General features: G+C 68.3%; 25 protein-coding genes. 14 read left to right on the top strand and 11 right to left on the bottom strand.

The window, feature by feature from the left end:
* Window positions 1–55: 55 nt before the first annotated feature.
* Together NI2_RS15860 and NI2_RS15855 are read right to left on the bottom strand one after the other, a co-directional pair.
* The gene (locus tag NI2_RS15860; RefSeq protein ID WP_067491482.1) at window positions 56–283 is read right to left on the bottom strand and encodes a DUF3107 domain-containing protein; all 228 of its coding nucleotides are present in this window, start codon (window positions 281–283) and stop codon (window positions 56–58) included.
* A 105-nt stretch (window positions 284–388) separates the two neighbouring features.
* Window positions 389–922, bottom strand: coding sequence for a YceI family protein (locus NI2_RS15855; protein WP_067491480.1), 534 nt, complete (start codon window positions 920–922; stop codon window positions 389–391).
* 100 nt (window positions 923–1,022) lie between these two features.
* Between NI2_RS15855 and NI2_RS15850 the strand changes: the two genes are divergently transcribed.
* Window positions 1,023–1,880, top strand: coding sequence for a helix-turn-helix transcriptional regulator (locus NI2_RS15850; RefSeq protein WP_067491478.1), 858 nt, complete (start codon window positions 1,023–1,025; stop codon window positions 1,878–1,880).
* Window positions 1,881–2,121: 241 nt separating this feature from the next.
* On the opposite strand, the gene NI2_RS15845 is transcribed toward NI2_RS15850, so the two are convergent.
* Complete coding sequence (locus tag NI2_RS15845; protein WP_067491477.1) at window positions 2,122–2,811, bottom strand: ferritin-like fold-containing protein; 690 nt, start codon at window positions 2,809–2,811, stop codon at window positions 2,122–2,124.
* Between the two features lie 28 nt (window positions 2,812–2,839).
* Window positions 2,840–3,892, bottom strand: a complete 1,053-nt coding sequence (locus NI2_RS15840; protein WP_084476450.1) for an alpha/beta fold hydrolase — start codon at window positions 3,890–3,892, stop codon at window positions 2,840–2,842.
* A gap of 429 nt (window positions 3,893–4,321) precedes the next feature.
* On the opposite strand from NI2_RS15840, the gene NI2_RS15835 reads away from it, so the two are divergent.
* The 5 genes from NI2_RS15835 (at window position 4,322) to NI2_RS15815 (ending at window position 9,352) form a co-directional block, all read left to right on the top strand.
* Window positions 4,322–6,058 carry a DEAD/DEAH box helicase gene (locus tag NI2_RS15835; RefSeq protein WP_067491475.1) on the top strand — a complete coding sequence of 579 codons (1,737 nt, stop codon included), beginning with the start codon at window positions 4,322–4,324 and terminating at the stop codon, window positions 6,056–6,058.
* A gap of 263 nt (window positions 6,059–6,321) precedes the next feature.
* Window positions 6,322–7,557, top strand: coding sequence for an Rv3212 family protein (locus NI2_RS15830; RefSeq protein ID WP_067491473.1), 1,236 nt, complete (start codon window positions 6,322–6,324; stop codon window positions 7,555–7,557).
* Window positions 7,558–7,583: 26 nt separating this feature from the next.
* A complete protein-coding gene (locus tag NI2_RS15825) occupies window positions 7,584–8,192 on the top strand; it encodes an acid phosphatase (RefSeq protein ID WP_067491465.1) in 609 nt (202 codons plus the stop codon).
* 35 nt (window positions 8,193–8,227) lie between these two features.
* Window positions 8,228–8,668: a GNAT family N-acetyltransferase gene (locus NI2_RS15820; RefSeq protein ID WP_067491723.1), complete on the top strand. Its 441-nt coding sequence runs from the start codon at window positions 8,228–8,230 to the stop codon at window positions 8,666–8,668.
* Window positions 8,669–8,674: 6 nt separating this feature from the next.
* Window positions 8,675–9,352: an endonuclease V gene (locus NI2_RS15815; protein ID WP_067491464.1), complete on the top strand. Its 678-nt coding sequence runs from the start codon at window positions 8,675–8,677 to the stop codon at window positions 9,350–9,352.
* On the opposite strand, the gene NI2_RS15810 is transcribed toward NI2_RS15815, so the two are convergent.
* Window positions 9,349–9,792 (bottom strand): hypothetical protein, encoded by a 444-nt coding sequence (locus NI2_RS15810; RefSeq protein ID WP_067491722.1) that lies wholly within the window; start codon window positions 9,790–9,792, stop codon window positions 9,349–9,351. The genes NI2_RS15815 and NI2_RS15810 overlap by 4 nt on opposite strands.
* Before the next feature lie 194 nt (window positions 9,793–9,986).
* Here NI2_RS15810 and NI2_RS15805 point away from each other — a divergent pair, with 194 nt between their 5' ends.
* Both NI2_RS15805 and NI2_RS15800 read left to right on the top strand, forming a co-directional pair.
* Window positions 9,987–10,931 carry a diacylglycerol/lipid kinase family protein gene (locus NI2_RS15805; RefSeq protein ID WP_067491720.1) on the top strand — a complete coding sequence of 315 codons (945 nt, stop codon included), beginning with the start codon at window positions 9,987–9,989 and terminating at the stop codon, window positions 10,929–10,931.
* Between the two features lie 252 nt (window positions 10,932–11,183).
* Window positions 11,184–11,438, top strand: a complete 255-nt coding sequence (locus tag NI2_RS15800) for a WhiB family transcriptional regulator (RefSeq protein WP_022567051.1) — start codon at window positions 11,184–11,186, stop codon at window positions 11,436–11,438.
* Window positions 11,439–11,549: 111 nt separating this feature from the next.
* Here NI2_RS15800 and NI2_RS15795 read toward each other — a convergent pair whose 3' ends face one another.
* A complete protein-coding gene (locus NI2_RS15795) occupies window positions 11,550–13,064 on the bottom strand; it encodes a sensor histidine kinase (protein ID WP_067491462.1) in 1,515 nt (504 codons plus the stop codon).
* Between the two features lie 31 nt (window positions 13,065–13,095).
* On the bottom strand, window positions 13,096–13,311 hold the full coding sequence (locus NI2_RS15790; RefSeq protein WP_067491718.1) for a biotin/lipoyl-binding carrier protein: 216 nt from the start codon (window positions 13,309–13,311) through the stop codon (window positions 13,096–13,098).
* Between the two features lie 148 nt (window positions 13,312–13,459).
* Between NI2_RS15790 and NI2_RS35735 the strand changes: the two genes are divergently transcribed.
* On the top strand, window positions 13,460–13,534 hold the full coding sequence (locus tag NI2_RS35735) for a 50S ribosomal protein bL37 (protein ID WP_022597109.1): 75 nt from the start codon (window positions 13,460–13,462) through the stop codon (window positions 13,532–13,534).
* 56 nt (window positions 13,535–13,590) lie between these two features.
* Here the strand turns inward: NI2_RS35735 and rsrA are convergent, their stop codons facing one another.
* Together rsrA and NI2_RS15780 are read right to left on the bottom strand one after the other, a co-directional pair.
* On the bottom strand, window positions 13,591–13,854 hold the full coding sequence (gene rsrA, locus NI2_RS15785; RefSeq protein WP_067491460.1) for a mycothiol system anti-sigma-R factor: 264 nt from the start codon (window positions 13,852–13,854) through the stop codon (window positions 13,591–13,593).
* A gap of 11 nt (window positions 13,855–13,865) precedes the next feature.
* On the bottom strand, window positions 13,866–14,501 hold the full coding sequence (locus NI2_RS15780; protein ID WP_067491716.1) for a sigma-70 family RNA polymerase sigma factor: 636 nt from the start codon (window positions 14,499–14,501) through the stop codon (window positions 13,866–13,868).
* 201 nt (window positions 14,502–14,702) lie between these two features.
* Here NI2_RS15780 and ybaK point away from each other — a divergent pair, with 201 nt between their 5' ends.
* Both ybaK and NI2_RS15770 read left to right on the top strand, forming a co-directional pair.
* Complete coding sequence (gene ybaK / locus NI2_RS15775; protein WP_067491458.1) at window positions 14,703–15,194, top strand: Cys-tRNA(Pro) deacylase; 492 nt, start codon at window positions 14,703–14,705, stop codon at window positions 15,192–15,194.
* 88 nt (window positions 15,195–15,282) lie between these two features.
* A complete protein-coding gene (locus NI2_RS15770; protein WP_067491456.1) occupies window positions 15,283–15,591 on the top strand; it encodes a hypothetical protein in 309 nt (102 codons plus the stop codon).
* Window positions 15,592–15,613: 22 nt separating this feature from the next.
* Here NI2_RS15770 and NI2_RS15765 read toward each other — a convergent pair whose 3' ends face one another.
* Window positions 15,614–16,387 (bottom strand): SOS response-associated peptidase, encoded by a 774-nt coding sequence (locus tag NI2_RS15765; RefSeq protein WP_067491714.1) that lies wholly within the window; start codon window positions 16,385–16,387, stop codon window positions 15,614–15,616.
* An 85-nt stretch (window positions 16,388–16,472) separates the two neighbouring features.
* On the opposite strand from NI2_RS15765, the gene aroA reads away from it, so the two are divergent.
* The 3 genes from aroA (at window position 16,473) to NI2_RS15750 (ending at window position 19,203) form a co-directional block, all read left to right on the top strand.
* Window positions 16,473–17,783 carry a 3-phosphoshikimate 1-carboxyvinyltransferase gene (gene aroA, locus NI2_RS15760; RefSeq protein ID WP_067491712.1) on the top strand — a complete coding sequence of 437 codons (1,311 nt, stop codon included), beginning with the start codon at window positions 16,473–16,475 and terminating at the stop codon, window positions 17,781–17,783.
* Window positions 17,780–18,784 (top strand): ribosome small subunit-dependent GTPase A, encoded by a 1,005-nt coding sequence (gene rsgA / locus NI2_RS15755; protein ID WP_208115331.1) that lies wholly within the window; start codon window positions 17,780–17,782, stop codon window positions 18,782–18,784. The genes aroA and rsgA overlap by 4 nt, the downstream gene beginning before the upstream one ends.
* 101 nt (window positions 18,785–18,885) lie before the next feature.
* Window positions 18,886–19,203: a hypothetical protein gene (locus NI2_RS15750; RefSeq protein ID WP_225278907.1), complete on the top strand. Its 318-nt coding sequence runs from the start codon at window positions 18,886–18,888 to the stop codon at window positions 19,201–19,203.
* Here the strand turns inward: NI2_RS15750 and NI2_RS15745 are convergent.
* On the bottom strand, window positions 19,200–19,769 hold the full coding sequence (locus NI2_RS15745; protein WP_157104666.1) for a hypothetical protein: 570 nt from the start codon (window positions 19,767–19,769) through the stop codon (window positions 19,200–19,202). The two genes, NI2_RS15750 and NI2_RS15745, sit on opposite strands and share 4 nt — an antisense overlap.
* Between the last annotated feature and the right edge of the window lie 59 nt (window positions 19,770–19,828).

Below are 19,828 nucleotides of genomic sequence, written 5' to 3'. Positions count from 1 at the left end.
AGACGAAAAACGACCCGCCATCCCAGTGATGGCGGGTCGTTTCGTTTGCTGCGTCTTACACCGTGGCGAAGCCGACGCGGCCGACGGCCGGGGAACCGATTTCCACGTAGGCGACCTTCGCGGCCTGGATCAGGAACTTGCGGTTCTTGTCGTCGGTGAGCTTGACGACGCCACCGGAGCCGCTGAGGGCATCGGTCACCAGCGCCTCGATCTCGTCAGGGCTCTGCGAGCTGTTGATGACGAGCTCCCGAGGGCTATCCGAAATACCGATCTTGACCTCCACGGCCAACCTCCGAACGTAAGAGTCCTGTGTTGTCGAGTTCCAGGCTAATGCAGCCGTCGGGCCCCGGTGACACACCCGCCTGCGCTGTGAGCGAACGACCGGGGATCAGGGCTCGACGAGCTCGATCTCGAGTTCGATCTTGACCGTGTCCGACAGCATGCCCGGCATGGGGCCGCCGACACCGAAATCGGTGCGCTTGATGGCACCGGTCGCGGAGAAGCCGGCGTGGCGCGAGCCGTCGGGGAAGTCGCCGACGCCGCCCCACTCCACCTCGAGAGTGAGCGGCTTGGTGACGGTGCCGAGGGTGGCCTCGCCGGTGACGGTGAAGGTCTCGGCGATGCGGACCGGTTCGGTGGCGCGGAAGCTCAGGGTGGGACGGTTGGCGACGTCGAGGAAGTCGGCGTTGCGCACGTGGGCGTCGCGGTCGGCGTTGCCGGTGTCGAAGGAGTCCAGGTCGATGGTCGCGCCGATGGTGGCGGCACCGGATTCGTCGACAACGAACTCGGTCTCGAACCGGGTGAAGCCGCCGCGCACCTTGGCGATGCCGAGGTGGCGAACGGTGAACGAGACCGAGGAATGGCTGCGGTCGAGCGCCCAGGATCCGGCCTTCAGCTGCTGTGTCTGTGTCGAAGAAGTCATGCGTCCAGCCTGACCGGACCGTGGTCCGTTAACCAGACCGCCGTTATCCTGGACCTGTCAGGGCCAGGCTGTCGGAGCCAGGACCAGGGAGGATGGAGCAATGCCCGACCAGCTTGGAGCCCGCTCGACCTTCGCCGAACTGCTCATCGCCCGCCGTGCGGAACTGCGCCCCGAAGACGTCGGCCTGCCCGGCGGCGGTCGTCGGCGCACACCGGGACTGCGCCGCGAGGAGGTCGCGGTGCTGGCAGGCGTGAGCGCGGACTACCTGGCCCGGCTGGAGCAGGGCCGCGACAGCAACCCCTCCCCGGCCGTGGTCGACGCGCTGGCCACCGCCTTGCGCTTCAACGACACCGAACGCGCGCATTTCGGCTGGCTGGCACTGACCACCAGCAAGGAAGCGCGCTGCCCCAGTACGGCTTTCGACCCGAAGCTCGATCAGGTGCCACCCGCGCTCACCGCCGTCCTCGACGCCCTCACCCCCACCCCCGCCTTCGCCCTGGGCCCGCGCGCGAATGTGCTCGCGTGGAACGACTCCTGGGAAGACCTCGTCGCCCCGCTCGGCCTGCTCGACGATCCCGAGCAGGTGAACCTGGCGGTCTGGGCGTTCCGACACCCACTGGCGCGCACCACCATCACCGACTGGCCGCAATACGCCGACCTGCTCGCCGATCAGCTGGCCCGCACGAGACTGCGCCGCCCCGAGGACGAAAGCATCGCCTCCACCATCGAATTCCTCAGCACCGAACCGGAATTCGCCCGCCGCTGGCAACCACACCGCCTCGCCGAGAACCTGCCGACCCTGCTCGGCCTCGAACACCCGAGCCGGGGCACCCTCACCTTCACCGTGCAGACGCTGTCCGCTGACAACGATCAGCAGATCGTCATCTGGCTCCCCCGCGAAACCGCCGCTCGCGCACCGGAACTACGCCTGATCCACCCCCAGGCAGCAAACGGCTGACAGACCACGCAAGCACATGGGGTAACTCACCGGCCACGAGCTACGGCAACCCATTGCCCAGTCCGGCCGCCGACGCAAGCCTCCCCACACCTGAGTCCGGCCAAAAAGTCGCGGGGAGACGGGTGAGCACATGGGTAACTCACCGGGCCACGGGCTAACCCAGCCACCTCCAGAAAGCTTGCCGCCTCCACAACTCCCCACGTACCTGAGTCTGGCCAGAAGTTTCGGGGAGGCGGAACAGCTAGAGCCCTAGTTGGGCCATGCGGGCGGCGTGGCGCTCCTGCATGCGGTCGAACAGGGAGACGATGCCGTTGAGGTCGCCCGTGGCGGCCAGCACCAGTTCGGCGAGTTCGTCGCGCTGAGCCATCACGTACTGCGCCTGGGTGATGGCCTCACCGAGCAGTCTGCGACCCCACAGGGTGAGCCGGTCACGCTCGGACCGGCTGGCGGTGACCGCGTTGCGGACCTCCTCGACCACGAACTGCGAGTGCCCGGTCTCGGCGAGCACGTCGCGCACCACATCGGCGACCTCGGCGGGGAGCGCGCCGGCGATCTCGGTGTAGAAGTCGGCGGCCAGGCCGTCACCCACGTAGAACTTCACCATCGACTCGAGCCACGTCGACGGGTCGGTGGAGGCGTGGTAGGAGTCCAGCGCGCCCTGATACTGGTCCATCGCCCGCTCGGCGTCGACCCCGCGCGCGCTCAGCGCCGCCTCGAGGGCCTCGAAGTGCGCCAGCTCCGCGGCCGCCATCTTGGCCACCGCCACCCGCCCGCGTACCGACGGCGCGAGCTTGGCTTCCTCGGCGAGCCGGTAGAACGCGGACAGCTCGCCGTAGGCGAGGACCGCGAACAGCTCGGTCACCCCCGGGTGATCGGCGGACAGCGGTGCGGTCGAGAAAATTTCCGGCGCGGCTGAGGTCTGGGCTCCCATGACCGCCAATCGTAGTCGCGATCGCGGATCAGTCGCGATCGGCCAGGAATTTGTCCAGATGCGTCCAGGTGGTGTCGCGGGCCTGTGGTCCGGCGAGAATGCCGAGGTGACTGCCGGGAACGACCTCGTAGGTCACCGAGGGCGACCCGGTGAGCGTGCGCAAACCCGCCTCGACAGCGGCCTTCGGCGTGATGACGTCGGCGGTGCCGCCGAACAGCAGCACCGGTACCCGCACATCGGCGAGGTCGATGGTGAGGTCGCGCAGGTGCACCTTGCCCTTGCCGATGTCGTTGGCCAGGATGAACCGGCCCCACAGCTGCCCGTAGAAGCGGCCGGGGTAGCCGGGCATGGCGGCCTGGAAGCGGTCGATGGATTCCATTCTGGCCAGCGTCTCGGTGCGCGCGATATTGCCCGCGATGAACATGGGCCGCGCCAGTTCGCGGTCGAACGCCGCGACCCGGTAGGCGAATTTGGTCAGTGGCGCGGGGATGCCGCCGACGGCCCGCACCACGTTGGTGACCGCTTTGCCGCCGGTGATCCGGGCGACCGCGCGCACCTGCGGCATGCCGAGCATCTTGTCGTAATCGAGCGGCGGGCCGAATCCGGTGACCGAACGGATCGGCAGATCGGCGTTGGCGGCGGTGGTGAGCAGGGCGAAGATGCCGCCGATGGACCAGCCGACGAGGTCGACGGGCGCGCCACCGCGATCGGCGCTGACCCGGCGGATCGCCTCGGGCAGGATGTCGGTGACCCAGTCCTCGAAACCCATCCGGCGGTCGGCGAAGCCGATCTCGCCGTAGTCGATGAGGTAGGTGCGGCGGCCGGTGGACACCAGGTGGCGAACCAGGCTCTGGTCGGGGCGCAGGTCGAAGCAGGTGGCGGGCGCCGCGAGCGGCGGAATCAGCAGCACCGCGGAATCGGTTGCTGCCGAGTCATTCTCGGTATCGTAGCGACGCAACAAGCGGTGCGGTTCGTCCCACAGCACGGTCGAGGGCGCCGGGTCGGGTGCCTCGATGCCCGCGCCGAAGCTCAGCGCCCAGGCGTTGCGCGCGGCCGTGGTGACGGTGTCGGTGATGCTCACGACAAGAATGTCTCACATCCCGGTACCGCCGGTTACAGTGACCTCTATTACATCCGCGACACGCGCGAAAACCGGAAACGGCGAATTGCGCTGCGTCGCATCGCGTATGCGGGCGTGACCGGCGACGATTTCGATTTTCACGCGACGCCTCGGCGGCGTGAAATTCGGATTGCGCAGAATATCACGCTACAATCACTGTGGACAACGCTAGTTTCGTAGCCCCGGCACACTTCGCGGGCGCGTCACACCACGGCGCACAGCGCCACCCGGCAGCGTTGACCAGGAAAATGTGCGCGCACCGAATCCGTATCACCGATGTGCCGCGCCGATGACGCAGACGCGATCGGCGCTGGCCCGGCGAGTATCACAGGCGGATATGTGGTCGTCGCGGGCCGACCGGCCCGCCCCACCTCGTGCGTGCGAGATGCAATGACGAGGAAGGCACGAACCCTGAGCAAGATCACTGTCGAACAGGAACCCGGTGTGGCCGACACCCTGCTGACGGCCGAACTGGACGACACCCACACGCCGCCGTCTTTCGCCGAATTGGGGGTGCGCTCCGAAATTGTGCGCGCGCTCGGTGAGATCGGTATCGAACGCACCTTCGCGATTCAGGAACTCACCCTGCCGCTGGCACTGGCCGGCGAGGATCTCATCGGCCAGGCCCGCACCGGCATGGGTAAAACCTTCGGTTTCGGTGTGCCGCTGCTGCACCGCGTCGCGACCGCCGACACCGGGACCACCCCGCTGGACGGCACGCCGCGCGCGCTGGTCATCGTGCCCACGCGCGAGCTGTGCATCCAGGTGACCAAGGATCTGGAGAACGCGAGCAAGTACCTGACCAACCACCAGGGCCCGCTGAAGGTCGCCGCCATCTACGGTGGCCGCCCCTACGAGTCCCAGATCGCCGACCTGAAGAAGGGCGTCGACGTGGTCGTCGGCACCCCGGGCCGACTATTGGACCTGGCGAACCAGAACCATCTGATCCTCGGCAAGATCGGCGTGCTCGTCCTCGACGAGGCCGACGAGATGCTCGACCTGGGCTTCCTGCCCGATATCGAGCGCATCCTCACGATGGTGCCCGACAAGCGCCAGACGATGCTGTTCTCGGCGACCATGCCCGGACCGATCATCACGCTCGCCCGCACCTTCCTGACCAAGCCGACGCATATCCGCGCCGAGCTGGCCAACGATTCCGCGGTGCACGACCGTACGAAGCAGTTCGTCTACCGCGCACACGCGATGGACAAGGCCGAATTGGTCGCCCGCGTGCTGCAGGCCGAGTCCCGCGGCGCGACGATGATCTTCACCCGCACCAAGCGCACCGCGCAGAAGGTGGCCGACGATCTGGCCGAGCGCGGGTTCGCTGTCGGCGCCGTGCACGGCGACCTGAACCAGGTGGCCCGGGAGAAGGCGCTCAACAAGTTCCGCAACGGCACCATCGACGTGCTGGTCGCCACCGATGTCGCCGCGCGCGGTATCGATATCGACGACGTCACCCACGTCATCAACTACCAGTGCCCCGAGGACGAGAAGACCTACGTCCACCGCATCGGGCGCACCGGTCGCGCGGGCCGCACCGGCGTGGCGATCACCCTGATCGACTGGGACGAGCTGCACCGCTGGGAGTCGATCAACAAGGCGCTCGGCCTGAACATGGCCGACCCCGCCGAGACGTACTCGCGGTCGCCGCACCTGTACTCCGACCTCGGCATCCCCGAGGGCGTCACCGGTGTGGTCCGCAAGCCGAAGCCGGAGCGCGACGAGGACGCGGTCGTCGTGGAGCGCACCGAGCGCCCCAAGACCACGCGCAGCCGCCGTCGCACCCGTGGCGGCAAGGCCGAGTCCGCCGAGACGACCGCTTCGGAGACCACCACCGAGGAATCGTCGGACGCGAGCGACACCGCCGAAGGCGACAAGCCGGCCCGCCGCCGTCGCCGCCGCCGCAAGTCTGCCGAGGGCACCGACGCGACCACCGAGTCGGCCACTGACTCGGCGCCCACCGAGTCGACGCCGACCGAATCGGCCACCACCGAGTCGGCTCCGACCGATTCGACCCCCGCCGAGGCGACCGATTCCGACGCCGAGCCCAAGCCCGCTCGCCGCCGCCGTCGCCGCAAGCCCGCGGACACGAGCGCCGATACTCAGGTAACCGTCGACGCCTGACCGCACCCAGCACCACCCGAAACGGCCCGTCATCACCAGATGGCGGGCCGTTCGCGTACTCACCCGGCATAAGTGCCCACTACCTCACCTTGCCGCAGGCAAAGGTCTCACGATTCCGTCCCGGACCAGCAGGCGAGCACATGGGTAACTCACCGGGGACGGGCTAGGGTGACCCGCTACCTCGTCTGGCCGCCGACGCAACCCTCACCGCACCTCAGTCCGGCCAGAATTCCCGGAGAGGCGGCCCTGCTAGGGTCGCTGGCGTGGTTGTTCCGGAGCGGCGTACCCGTGCCGATGTCATCGCCGCCGTAACGATCGCCGTTGTCTGTCTGGTCGCGGCGGCTGTCGTGTGGGCGCGCGCGGACGCCACCGGCACCGATTCCGTCACCACCGACTCCCCGGCGCCGACCGTCGTCGCCGCGACCCAGTTGCCCGGCACGCTGCGCGAGCGGTGGCACGCGGCGGATTCGGTGAGTTCGCGGGCTCTCGTCGCTGGGAATGTGGTTGTCACCGGTAACGAAGGCACGGTGAGCGGGCGCGATCCGGTGACCGGTGAGCAGCGGTGGTGGTACCGGCGGGACATGCCGCTGTGCGGGGTGGAGGCGCAGTGGGGTTCGGTGATCGCGACCTACCGCGATCAGCGTGGTTGCAGCCAGACCACCATGCTCGACGCGGACACCGGTGCCCGCAGCATCGCCCGCAGCAGTTACATGGACGACGCCATCCGGCTTTCCGGCGACGGCACCTATCTGCTCGCCCTCGGTGCCGACCGGCTGGAGATGTGGCGTTCGGATCTGGTGCGCACGCTCGAGTACGGCTACGTGGACGCGCCGGTGAACCCGAATACCCAGCCGCGCAACGGATGTGAGCTGCGGTCTGCGGCGTCGAGTTCGTCGCGGCTGGCGGTGATCGAACGGTGTCCGGACGATCCGGGGGCCCGGCTGACGGTGCTCGCCCCGTCGCCGAAGGAAGCCACCGCACCCGAGGAACACGGCTCGCGCCTGCTCACCGCACCGGGCGCCGACTCCGCCGAGGTGCGGGTGATCGCGGTGTCGGATGCCAAGATCGCCGTCTACTATCCGCCGGCCCCGGCCACCGCGACGGGTCTCGCGCAACCGGCCCGCATCGCCGTGCACGACGGCACCGGCAACGAGGTGTCCTCCGCCGCGCTGGCCGAGCCGTGGACCGACCGCACCACCGTGACCCGGCTCGGCTCGGCGATCTACGTGTTCACCGGCAAGACCTTGATCGCCTTGAGCGCAGCCACATTACAGCCCACCTGGACGGTGCGCGACGCGCTCGGTACCCCGGCGTCGATGGCGGGCAGACTGCTGGTCCCCGTCGCCGACGGCATGCTCGCGGTGGATTTCGCCACCGGAACGACCGTTGCGCGGATCGCGGTGCAGCGCAGCGATTACAGCGGCGACCCGATCAGCACGGCGGTGCTCGGCGACACCGTTTTCGAACGACGCGGTGGCAGGCTCTACGCACTCGGCTGAGCCCGCCGGGCTGTCATGATGGAGCCATGCCCGCATCCGACGCCCGTTTGGTCCTGCTCCGCCACGGCGAAACCACGTGGTCCGCGCAACGGAAGCACACCAGCCGCACCGATCTGCCGTTGACCGAGCTCGGCGAGGCGCAGGCCCGCGCGGCCGGGCTGGTCGTGAAGTCCCTCGACCTGCGTGATCCGCTCGTCTTCACCAGCCCGCGCCTGCGTGCGCGCCAGACCGCCGAACTGGCCGGGCTCGCCGATATCCATGTCGACGACGAACTGGTCGAATGGGATTACGGCGACTACGAGGGCGTCACCACCGCCGAGATCCGCGAGACCGTCCCCGGCTGGACCGTGTGGACCCACCCGGTGCCCGGCGGCGAGACGGCCGAGCAGGTGGGCGCCCGCGCCGACCACGTCCTCGACCGGGCCGAGCCTGCCCTGGCCGACCGCGATGTGGTGCTGGTGGGGCACGGGCACTTCTCCCGCGTGCTGATCGCCCGCTGGGGCGAGTTCGCGGTGCGCGAGGGGCGGCGGTTCGCGATGTCGACCGGCGCGGTGAGCGTTCTCGGTTACGACCATGGGGCGCATACGATCTGGGCACACAACCTGACTCACCGCACCGAAGGAGACCTCCGTTGACCGTGCGGCGCGCCCTCGCGACCGACGTGCCCGCGATGGTCGGGCTCGTGCACGATCTCGCCGAGTACGAGAAGGCTCCCCAGGCGTGCACACTCACCGAGGCGCAGTTGAGCGCGGCCCTGTTCGGGCCGTCACCCGCCGTGTTCGCCCACGTCGCCGAGCACGAGGGCGAGGTGGTCGGCTGCGCGATCTGGTTCCTGAACTACTCCACCTGGGACGGCGTGCACGGCATCTACCTCGAGGACCTCTACGTGCGCCCCGAAGCGCGCGGCACGGGGCTCGGTCGCGCCCTGGTCGCGGCCCTGGCCGCCGAGGCGGTCACGCACGGCTACAGCCGGGTGTCGTGGTCGGTGCTCACCTGGAACACGCCGTCGATCGAGTTCTACCGATCCCTCGGTGCCACAGCGCAAGACGAATGGATCGGGTATCGGCTCGCGGGAAAGGAACTGTCCGCGCTCGCCGCGTCGGTGCGGTGATATCCGATGCGCATAGCTCTACCGCACGATTGGCCCGCCACACCCGAGGACGCCGTCGCACTGCAAGATCGACTACGCCCGCTGGTTCGCGCCGAAAACCCTGTGCCACCGCAATTCTCGACAGTGGCCGGAATCGATTCCGCCTACGCCGCGGACGGCACCGTTGCCACGGCGGCGGTTATTCTCGACGCGCATACCTTGGAAACCGTGGAAACGGCGGTGGCATACGGTGTTTCGACATTTCCCTACGTGCCGGGCCTGCTCGCTTTCCGGGAACTTCCCGCCACCGTCGCCGCCCTCGAAAAACTCACGCGCACACCGGATCTGCTCGTGTGTGACGCACAGGGCCGGGCGCATCCGCGCCGATTCGGCCTCGCCTGTCATGTCGGATTGCTGACGGGCATTCCGACCATCGGTGTCGCCAAATCGGTGTGGGGCGAATACGGCGAACCCGGGCCGCGACGCGGTGACAGCAGTGCGGTGACGATCGACGGCGGGATCGTCGGCCGCGCACTGCGCACCAGGGACGGTGTGAAACCACTGTTCGTCTCGGTGGGGCATCTCGTCGACCTCGACACCGCCTGCGCTCAGGTGCTCGCGCTCACGAAGAATTACCGGCAACCGGAAACGACTCGCGCCGCCGACCATCTGTGCCGGCAGGCGCTGCGCGCGAAGACCGGCTAACGCTCCTCGGGCAGCTCGCCGTAGTCCTGCGCCATCCACCGGCTCGACGCGGGCGCGAACAGGGCGGCCAGGCCGCCGAGCGCGACGATGGCGAGCAGGGTGCCGTACACCGGCTGATGCGAGTCGGTCAGCAACGACCAGGCGACCGGCAGCAACAGGATCTGTGCGATGACCGCGATGGCCCGGCCCCAGCGCTTGCCGCGCAGCAGCGCGATCCCGGCCGCGAGCACGCCGCCGAACAACGCGATGAACCACATGGCCGTGCCGACCCCACTGGCCACCGACTGGTCGTGACCGGTGAGCGCCCGCACGATCAGCACGACCGCCGTGCCGACACCGGCCAGCCCCTCGAGGGTGACGATCGCACCGGCCACCCGCACCGTCGTCGGAATGCCCGAGTCGGCCCGTCCGCCGTGGTCGTGCTCGTCACCCTTGGTCATGTCGCGCTCCGTCACGGCGCCCAGCGTACGACCCCGGCCCCGCACCCCCGACCCCTAGGGAGGGGCGTTCGCGGCCCGGCCCGCCGGTCAGGTGCCGCGGCGTAGGCGACGAAGGAGCAAGCCGCGGTGCCCGACCGGCGGGCCCTCCAGGGGCCGCGAACCCGCCGGGCCGCAGGCGCGGCAAGATGGATACAGTGCGGACGCTGCTCATCGTTAATCCGAATGCCACCTCGACCACGCCGGCGACCAGGGACCTGCTCGCGCATGCCCTGGAGAGCCGGACGCAGCTGACCGTTGCGCACACCCAGCATCGCGGTCACGCGGCCGAACTGGCGCAGTGGGCATCGACCCAGGAGATGGACCTGATCGTCGTGCACGGCGGCGATGGGACGGTCAACGAGACCATCAACGGGTTCCTGCCGCTGCCCCAGGTGGAAGACGATCAGGTGTGGCGGCCCCGCCTCGGGGTGATCCCCGGCGGCTCGGCCAATGTGTTCGCCCGCGCCCTCGGCATCTCCCCCGATCCGGTGACAGCTACCAACCAGCTCATCGATCTGCTCGGCCGCGACGCGGACCGCCGGATCGGGCTCGGTCTGGCCGATGACCGGTGGTTCACATTCAGCGCCGGAGTCGGCCTCGACGCGGATGTGTGCGAGGCGATCGACGCGGCCCGCGCGAAAGGTCGTAAGGCCACTCCGGCGCGCTATCTGCGGACGACGGTTCGGCAGTTCTTCCGCGCGCGCAGGCATGAACCGAGCGTCACCGTTACCGTTCCGGGACACGATCCGGTGGAGTCGGTGTATTACGCCTTCGTCACGAATTCGAGCCCGTGGACCTATCTGGAGGATCGTCCGGTTCGTACGAATCCCGGTACGACCTTCGAAACGGGCCTCGGGGTGTTCGCAATGGGGTCGATGAGTGTGACGCGCACCCTGTTGCTCGCCCGGCAGTTGCTGAGCGATAATGGAAACCCTAAGGCGGACGCACTGTTTCGGATCGACGATGTCGATTCGGTTCGCATCGATTCTCCCGGTGAGATCGGCCTGCAAATCGATGGCGACTTCATCGGAAAACGCAAGATGGTGCATTTCACATCGGTGCCGAGCGTGCTCGATGTGGTAGCCCCGAAGCCCGTCTGAGCAAGGAACTCTCGAAAAAATCTCCGGGTTGCGCTGCGAAAACCCGGAGACGCGAGTACAAAGGACCGGGCAGGTGCCCCATGTGGGCAGCCTAGAGCGTGATCTCCCCCACGGTGCGCCGCAGACCTATTGACATCTACGGTGATCGTGAAAGCATTCACAAGCAACCGTGCGGAAACATTCGAGTCGCACAAGTGAACGATCCACTAACCAGAGGTGCCCTTTGTGGCGCCCGCGCAAAGGAGCAGAGGAATGGACTGGCGCCACAAGGCCATCTGTCGCGATGAGGACCCCGAGCTGTTCTTCCCGGTGGGTAACAGCGGTCCTGCGCTCGCGCAGATTGCCGATGCCAAGCTGGTCTGCGCCCGCTGCCCCGTCACCGCCGATTGCCTGTCGTGGGCCCTGAAGTCGGGCCAGGACGCCGGCGTGTGGGGTGGAATGAGCGAAGACGAGCGTCGCGCGCTCAAGCGGCGCAACGCGCGCACCCGTACGCGTACCTCCGTCTAGGTAGACAAGACGGGCGTTACCGGGCCAGCAGCCCCGGTCCGGTAACGCATGTGAGAACCCGGCACCCATGGGTGCCGGGTTTATTGTTGCCCTACAACAGTTTTCGAAGTTCTATCGTGCGGAACGGCGACCGAGCGGAACCCGCAGCACCGCGTCGGTACCGACATCGGCACCGGGGTGCAACCCGATGGAACCGCCCAGTTCCGAGGTCACGAGAGTCCGCACGATCTGCAGGCCGAGACGGTCGGAACTCTCCAGGCTGAAGCCGGTGGGCAGGCCACGACCGTCGTCACTGATGATCACGTCGAGCCAGCGCGCCGAACGCTCCGACCGAATCGTCACGGTACCGTTCTGCCCCGCGTCGAAGGCGTGCTCGATGGCGTTCTGCACCAGTTCGGTCAGCACCATCACCAGCGGCGTCGCCCGCTCAGCCGAGAAGACCCCGAGCGAGCCCGCGCGGCGCACCTTGATGCGTGCGGTGTGCACCGTGGCCACGTCGGCCATGATCGGCAACAGCCGGTCGACGACCTCGTCGAGGTCGACTTCCTCGTCCACCGACATCGACAGCATCTCGTGCACCGACGCGATCGAGGTGACCCGGCGCACCGATTCCGTCAGTGCCACTTGGGCTTCCGGGTTCTCGGTGCGACGCGCCTGCAACCGCAGCAGCGCCGCGACGGTCTGCAGATTGTTCTTCACCCGGTGGTGGATCTCACGGATGGTCGCGTCCTTGCTGAGCAGGGCGCGGTCGCGGCGCTTCACCTCGGTGACATCGCGCACCAGCACCGCGGGCCCGGCCAGCTGCCCACCCGGCCGCATCACCAGGGTGCGCAGCAACACCGTGGCACCCCGCGCCTCGACCTCCATCCGGCGACCCGTGCGGCCCGCGAGCGCGGCCTGGATATCGGCGACCACCTCTTGTGCGTCGAAGGGGTCGGTGATGAGTGAGCGCGTCGTCACCGCGAGATCCTGGCCTACCAAGTCGGCTTGCAAACCCATCCGGTGATAGGCCGACAGCGCGTTCGGGCTGGCGTAGACCACTTGGCCCTGGGTATCGAGCCGGATGAAGCCGTCACCCGCGCGCGGGCTGGAATGGGTGGCCGCCCGGTCCTCCGGGGTGGGGAAGCTGCCGTCGGCGATCATCTGGCACAGGTCGTCGGCGGCCGACACATAGGCCGTCTCCAGGGTGGAACGCACCCGGGAGCGCTGCAGATCGCCGTCGCGGCTCAGCACAGCGATCACGTCCTCCCCGCAGCGCACCGGAATGGCCTCGCGCACCGCGTGCACCGGGCTCGCGTCCGCGGCGCCGCTCACCCGCACCTCGGTGTCGGTGCGTACGGCGGCCCCGGCGAGCAGCGCGTCGAAAACCTGCGGGAAGTCGGTCCGCGACGCGGTGGTGCCCACCTTGTCGTCGAGGTGCACCGTCGGTGCCGTGGTCGGCCGGATCTGGGCCACGCACACCACGTCGGCGCCGTCGGCGACCGGGCCCGCACCCACCCACAGCAGCAGATCCGAGAACGACAGATCGGCGAGCAACTGCCAATCGCCGACCACTCGTTGCAGATGGTCCACGGCGGTGCCGGGTAGGTCGGTGTGTTCGGCCAGGAGCTCGCTCAGTGTTGCCACGCTGGATCTACCGCTTCGTTTCTCGTGTGACTTACGCGATGGTGGCGATCAGGTCGCCTGCCTGTAGAACCTGGCCCGGGGTGACGTCGACCGAGGTGACCTCGCCGTCCACCTCGGTGAGCACCGGGATCTCCATCTTCATGGACTCGAGCAGCACAAGGGTCTGATCGACGTGCACATGATCACCCACCGCCACCTCGACAGCGAGCACGGTGGAGACCATCTCCGCGCGCACTTCTTCCACCATGACACCCCGTTCGTAGTCGTGTCGGCCACCGCGCTCGCGGCCGTGGCCGTATCCGCCGAAGCTACAGCCAACCACACGTGAAACAATGGCTCTCGATCAGATTGTGCTCCGCGCTGCGGCGGGGAGGACCCAGAGAAGGGAGCTACCTATGGGTAAGCGCGGACGTAAGAAGCGCAGCCGTAAGGGCAACGCAGCCAACCACGGCAAGCGGCCCAACGCCTGAGCCAGGCTCGGGACACGAAAAAGGGGCACCCGTCGGGTGCCCCTTTTTTGCTGCCGTCAGCCTTCGGCCGACTCGACCCTGGTGACGGTGATGCAGCGGTGGATCTCCACCTTCAGCCGTTCACGCAGACCCTCGGGTGCGTGCTCGCCACCGCACTTGCGGTTGAGCAGGCCCTTGATCTTCTCCTCGATGCCGTAGGCCTCGATGCAGGGGCTGCAGTGGTCCATGTGTTCCTGCAACCGCGCGCGCGTGGCCTCGTCGCATTCGCCGTCGAGCATGAGCCACACATCCGCGAGTACGGCGGTGCAGTCCATCTCCATATCGGGGTCGCTCACTTCGAAACCTCCTGGCGTTCCCCACGGTCGAATCCACGGTCGCGCGCCACCCCGGCGAGCAGACCTTTGAGTTGCTTGCGGCCGCGGTGCAGCCGCGACATCACGGTACCGATCGGGGTGCCCATGATGTCGGCGATTTCCTTGTACGGGAAGCCTTCGACGTCGGCGTAGTACACCGCCATCCGGAACTCCTCCGGCAACTCCTGCAGCGCGGCCTTGATCTCGTCGTCGGGCAGGGCGTCGAGGGCCTCGACCTCGGCCGAACGCAGACCGGTCGAGCTGTGCTCGGCGGTGGCGGCCAGCTGCCAGTCGGTGATCTCGTCGGTCGGGTACTGCGCGGGCTGGCGCTGCTTCTTGCGGTAGGAGTTGATGTAGGTGTTGGTCAGGATCCGGTACAGCCAGGCACGCAGATTGGTGCCCTCCTTGAAGGACTTGAACCCCTGGAACGCCTTGACGTACGTCTCCTGCACCAGGTCTTCGGCGTCGGCCGGGTTCCTCGTCATCCGCAGGGCGGCGCCGTAGAGCTGGTCGAGCATCGGCAGCGCGTCGCGCTCGAACCGGGCCGCCAGCTCGGCTTCGTCGACTTGCGCGCCGGACGCCTCGGTAGGCACCACGTCATCGTCGCTCGTCACACCAATCCCTTCGATCGCCGTAGCCACCGAATCTACCGGCAGCACGGTGTCGATGGGCAATCGCACGTCCCCCGACGCGAGGGGACGCTCCTCGAGCAGCAGTGTCACTATCTCTCCTCACGTTGTCTCGGGGGGTGTCACTGCTGTGCAACAGGCACTCCCCCGGCTGTGTTCCCGATCGACCGGTTTTAGGGTGTGCTCATGGCTGCCGCGTCGACGCCCGCGATCAAGGTGCTCACCGCTGCGAAAATCGCGCACGAAGTCCACTCCTACGCCCACGACCCGCGTGCGGACTCCTATGGCGCGGAAGCTGTCGACGCGCTCGGCGACGCGCTGGGGGTGGTGGCCGCACAGGTCTTCAAGACCTTGGTGATCGAGCTCTCCACCGGCGCGCTCGCCGTGGCGGTGCTTCCGGTGCCCGCCAAGCTGTCGCTCAAAGCCGCCGCGGCCGCGCTCGGTGCGCCGAAGGCGAGCATGGCCGACAAGACCAAGGCCGAACGAACCACCGGATACGTACTCGGCGGGGTCTCCCCCCTGGGGCAGCGCAAAAAGCTGGCAACCGTCGTCGACGCCTCGGCGCTGGAGTGGGACCGGGTGCTGTGCAGCGCGGGTAAACGGGGCCTGGAGATCGAGCTCGCCCCCGCCGATCTGGTGCGCGCGGCGGGCGCGGTGACGGCGCCGATCACGGCGTAGCAATCCGATCACAGTCTCGTTCCGAATCCACTACCGACGCATTCCGCGCCCGGTACGACCGATTCGACCCGAGGATGTGATGCGAAAAATGTCCACTCGCTCGACGATCGCCACCCTGTCCCTTGCCCTGATACTCGGCTTCGGCGCCGCGGAGGCCGCCGTTCCCGCCGCCGCGATTCCACCGGTGGCGCCGTCCGCACCGACCGAGCCCGGCGACTACCCGCTCAACGGCCAGGGCACCAGCCCGAAGAACGCGCCGGGAGCCGAGAACAACGAGCAGGCCGAGAAGACCGAGAACCTCGGCGGCGGACTGGCCACCGAGATCATCGACCTGGTCACCGGCGCCATCAAGTGCGGCCTGAATATCGCCACCGATTCGGTGCCCTGCCCGCTCTGACGTTCGCGGCGGCCGGGCACGATCACAGCAGTGTGGTCTGCCCGGCCTCTTCGTCGGGAACCAGCAGTTCGGGACCGTTGTTGCGCACGTTGTTCACCAGTGTGGACACCGGTCGCGCGACGATATTCGCCACCTCGTCCGCCGCGGGACCCCCGAGCAATTCGGCGGGCGCCGGATGGTCCGGATCCAGCCAGGCTTCCCAGTGCTCACGCGGCATCGGTAAGGGCATGCGGTCGTGGATGCGGGCGAGCTCGCCCACGGCGTCGGTGGTGAGGATGGTGCACGACATCAGCGGTTGCGCGTCGGGCTTGCTCCGGTCGCGCCACACCGACCACAGGCCGGCCATGTAAATCTGCGAACCGTCGGCATGGGACATGAAGAACGGCTTCTTGACCGCCTTGCCCTTGCCGGTCGGAGCGGGTTCGACGAGCCACTCGTACCAGCCGTCCATGGGGACGAGGCACCGCTTGGACTTGGCCGAGTCACGGAACGACGGTGCCGTGACGATCTTGTCGGCCCGGGCGTTGAACAGCGGTTTGCCCTTGGCCGGAACACCCGGCTCGGCGGCCTTGGTCCAGTGCGGGATCAGCCCCCAGCGCATCCGGCGGATCCGCAGGCGCGGATCGTCGTCGGGGTGGTCGTGCTCGTGGCGTTCGACCACGGTGAGCACCTGGCTGGTCGGGGCCACGTTGTAGCTCACCGTCTCGTCGGGGTTGTCGAGGTCGGTTTCGTCGACCGCGTCGAGCTCGGCCGCCAGGCGACCGGGGTTGGTCGTAGTCGCATATCGTCCGCACATGAGAACCATGGTGGCACCGGAGTCCGACAAGTTCGGCCGACGCGGCGACGCGAGTTCGCGCACCACCGGTGTGTTCGGTCCGCACATGAGGGAGGATGGGCAGGTGAGTTTCTGGCCAGCGCCCCACATCGAGGTCCCCGTCCACGCGACCGTCACCCTGCCCGGTTCGAAATCCATCACCAATCGCGCGCTCATCCTCGCCGCACTTGCCGATGGGCCGTCCACCCTCACCGGTGCCCTGCGCAGCCGCGACACCGACCTGATGATCGCCGCCCTGCGCGCCCTCGGCACCGAGATCGTCGGCGACGCCGAAACCCTCGAGGTCACCCCCGCGCCACTGCACAGTGCCGCCGTTGACTGCGGCCTCGCGGGAACCATCATGCGGTTCCTGCCGCCCGCCGCCGCCCTGGCGACCGGCGATGTCGCCTTCTTCGGCGACGAGCAGGCCAGGCACCGGCCGCTGTCGACCATCCTCGACGCGCTGCGCAGCCTGGGCCTCGACATCGAGGGCGACGCGCTGCCGTTCGTGGTGCACGGCACCGGGACGCTGCGCGGCGGTGAGGTCACCATCGACGCCTCCGGTTCCTCGCAGTTCGTGTCGGGCCTGTTGCTCTCGGCCGCCCGTTTCGAGCAGGGCATCACGGTCAACCACAGCGGTGGTGTGCTGCCGTCGATGCCGCACATCGAGATGACGGTGGAGATGCTGCGCCGCGCCGATGTCGCCGTCACCACCCCGAGCGACGTGCGCGGCGCGCAGACCTGGACGGTGGCGCCCGGCCCGATCCGCGCCGTCGACTGGGAGATCGAACCCGACCTGTCCAACGCGACGCCGTTCCTGGCGGCGGCCGCGGTCACCGGCGGCGAGGTGAGCGTGCCGATGTGGCCGCGCGGCACCACCCAGCCCGGTGACGTGATCCGCGAGATCCTGGTCCGCATGGGCGCCGAGGCCCGCGTCTTCGACGGGATCCTCACCGTGCGCGGGCCGGAACGGCTGGCGGGCATCGATATCGACCTGCACGACGTCGGCGAGCTCACCCCCACCGTCGCCGCGCTCGCCGCCCTGGCCGATTCGCCGTCGGTGCTGCGTGGCATCGCGCATCTGCGCGGGCACGAAACCGACCGTCTCGCAGCGCTTTCCGCCGAGATCAACCGGCTCGGCGGCAAGGTCACCGAGACCGCCGACGGGCTCGAGATCGTGCCCGCCCCGCTGCACGGCGGGCAGTGGCATTCCTACGCCGATCACCGGATGGCCACCGCAGGTGCGATTCTCGGCCTGCGGGTGCCCGGTATCGAGATCGAGGACATCGGGACCACCGCCAAGACCCTGCCGACCTTCGTCGCGCTGTGGGAGCAGATGCTCGCGCCTGCGTTATCGGGTGAAGGAGTGGCGCGCTGAGTCGCCGAGGACGCAGCGCGGCCAGCTACGACGAATCCGATGTGCGGGTTCGTCCCGGCAAGGCCTCCTCCCGCCCGCGTACCAAGACCCGGCCGCAGCACAACGACGCCGAGGACGCCATGGTCGTCGCGGTCGACCGGGGCCGGTGGGGGTGTGTCCTCGACGGTGACCCCGACCGGCGCATCGTCGCCATGCGGGCCCGTGAGCTCGGCCGCACGCCGATCGTCGTCGGCGACCGGGTGGGCGTCGTCGGTGATCTCACCGGCAAGCCCGACAGTCTCGCCCGGATCGTCCGGGTGGCCGATCGGCGAACGGTGTTGCGGCGCACCGCCGACGACACCGATCCGTTCGAGCGGATCGTCGTCGCCAATGCCGAGCAGTTGTTCATCGTCGTCGCCCTGGCCGATCCGCCGCCGCGCACGGGTTTCGTGGAACGGACCATGGTCGCCGCGTATGCCGGTGGACTGGAACCGATCCTGGTGCTCACCAAGCGTGATCTGGTGGCCGAGTCCGAATTCGCTTCGGCCTTCGAGGGTTTGGACCTGAAGATCCTGTACGCGGGGATCGACGACCCCATCGAACCGGTGGTCGAGATCTTGCGTGACCGGCTCACCGCGCTCATCGGGCATTCCGGGGTAGGCAAGTCGACGATGGTGAATCGCCTTGTACCCGATGCCTATCGGGCGGTCGGCGAGGTGTCCGGCGTGGGTAAGGGCAAGCACACCTCCACCCAGTCGGTGGCGCTGCCGCTGCCCGGTGGCGGCTGGGTGATCGACACACCGGGCGTGCGGTCGTTCGGTCTGGCCCACATCACGCCCGACGACGTGATCGCCTCGTTCACCGATCTCGCCGACGCCATCGAGGACTGTCCGCGCGGCTGCACCCATCTCGGGCCGCCCGCCGACCCCGAATGCGCCCTCGATCAGCTGCCCGGTGTCGAGCGACGGGTCGCCGCGATCCGCCAGTTGCTCACCGCGCTGATCTCCAATGAGGCGTGGTAGCACTCGATCAGCGCGCGAATGGGTCTCGGTCGGATTGCGAATTCGACTCGCGTTCGCTCGCGTTCACGACTGCGACACTCCGCGCCGGTACGGTCATGCCCATGAAGCCACCGGCGATCGGATATCTGCGCCGCGACATCTCGGGTGTCGCCCAGTCCTGGGACGAAACGCAGATCCGATCCCTAGCCGAACGCCTCGGTTACCGCTTCACCAAGACGGTGGCCTTCAGCGACCGCACCACCGATCCGCTCGGCCGCCTGCTCGACGTGGTCGCCGCGACCTCCGCCGCGGCCGTCGTCATGCCGAGCCTGGCCCACCTCGGTGACGACTTCCCCCACACCCTCCTCGCCGCCTGCGACATCGTCACCGTCGCCCCCGAGGTGACACACACCCGCACCGCCCCCGCCTTACCCGCCTAGGGACGCTCGCCCCACGCGCCGCCGAGTTCCATCAACTCCTGGTAAGCCGCCCGGTCCGCCGCGAGCCGCTGAGCGGCGACCGCCAGGGTCGCGGGGGTGAAGTCGGTCCCGATGGTCGCCTGATGCTCCACCGCTTCGTCGGCCAGAGCCACCAGCAGGTCGCCGAGCAAGGTGATCTGCTGGGTGACCGTGCCGGATCGTCGACCACCGAGTTGATCGGTCATCCCGTCGGCGATCGCCAATCGGTGCAGCCGTTTCATGGACTCCGGAACCCCGCGCGTCGAACTCCCGTCGATCCACCCCTGGCGTTGCAGTTCCGCGACCACATCCCATGCCTTGGCGAGCCGATACCACGGCAGCAGAAGACGTTCCGGCAATTGCGGTCGAGGCGGCGGTGGGGGTAGCGGAGACGGCGGGTGCATCATCGGACGTGGCATCGGACGATGCGCCTGCGCGTAGTCATGCCACCACACCGCGGCGAGCGGTAGGCCGCCGCAAAGGATCGAGCCGACTACGGCCGAACCGGCATCGGGTTCCGAGCCGACCAGCGACGACACTGCCGCCAACAGGCAGACGGAACTCCAGAGACCCGCCAAAACCCACAGCGCGATCACCGAGGGAGATC

The organism is Nocardia ignorata NBRC 108230 (assembly GCF_001612905.1).
Lineage (GTDB): Bacteria > Actinomycetota > Actinomycetes > Mycobacteriales > Mycobacteriaceae > Nocardia > Nocardia ignorata.
This window is presented reverse-complemented; position numbering and strand designations above follow the sequence as displayed.

Coding starts and splice junctions, on each gene's coding strand:
- NI2_RS15855 (WP_067491480.1), bottom strand. CDS start 922: ATGACTTCTTCGACACAGACACAGCAGCTGAAGGCCGGATCCTGGGCG.
- NI2_RS15850 (WP_067491478.1), top strand. CDS start 1,023: ATGCCCGACCAGCTTGGAGCCCGCTCGACCTTCGCCGAACTGCTCATC.
- NI2_RS15845 (WP_067491477.1), bottom strand. CDS start 2,811: ATGGGAGCCCAGACCTCAGCCGCGCCGGAAATTTTCTCGACCGCACCG.
- NI2_RS15835 (WP_067491475.1), top strand. CDS start 4,322: ATGACGAGGAAGGCACGAACCCTGAGCAAGATCACTGTCGAACAGGAA.
- NI2_RS15825 (WP_067491465.1), top strand. CDS start 7,584: ATGCCCGCATCCGACGCCCGTTTGGTCCTGCTCCGCCACGGCGAAACC.
- NI2_RS15820 (WP_067491723.1), top strand. CDS start 8,228: ATGGTCGGGCTCGTGCACGATCTCGCCGAGTACGAGAAGGCTCCCCAG.
- NI2_RS15815 (WP_067491464.1), top strand. CDS start 8,675: ATGCGCATAGCTCTACCGCACGATTGGCCCGCCACACCCGAGGACGCC.
- NI2_RS15810 (WP_067491722.1), bottom strand. CDS start 9,792: ATGACCAAGGGTGACGAGCACGACCACGGCGGACGGGCCGACTCGGGC.
- NI2_RS15800 (WP_022567051.1), top strand. CDS start 11,184: ATGGACTGGCGCCACAAGGCCATCTGTCGCGATGAGGACCCCGAGCTG.
- NI2_RS15790 (WP_067491718.1), bottom strand. CDS start 13,311: ATGGTGGAAGAAGTGCGCGCGGAGATGGTCTCCACCGTGCTCGCTGTC.
- rsrA (WP_067491460.1), bottom strand. CDS start 13,854: ATGGAGATGGACTGCACCGCCGTACTCGCGGATGTGTGGCTCATGCTC.
- ybaK (WP_067491458.1), top strand. CDS start 14,703: ATGGCTGCCGCGTCGACGCCCGCGATCAAGGTGCTCACCGCTGCGAAA.
- NI2_RS15770 (WP_067491456.1), top strand. CDS start 15,283: ATGTCCACTCGCTCGACGATCGCCACCCTGTCCCTTGCCCTGATACTC.
- NI2_RS15765 (WP_067491714.1), bottom strand. CDS start 16,387: ATGTGCGGACGATATGCGACTACGACCAACCCCGGTCGCCTGGCGGCC.
- aroA (WP_067491712.1), top strand. CDS start 16,473: ATGAGGGAGGATGGGCAGGTGAGTTTCTGGCCAGCGCCCCACATCGAG.
- NI2_RS15750 (WP_225278907.1), top strand. CDS start 18,886: ATGAAGCCACCGGCGATCGGATATCTGCGCCGCGACATCTCGGGTGTC.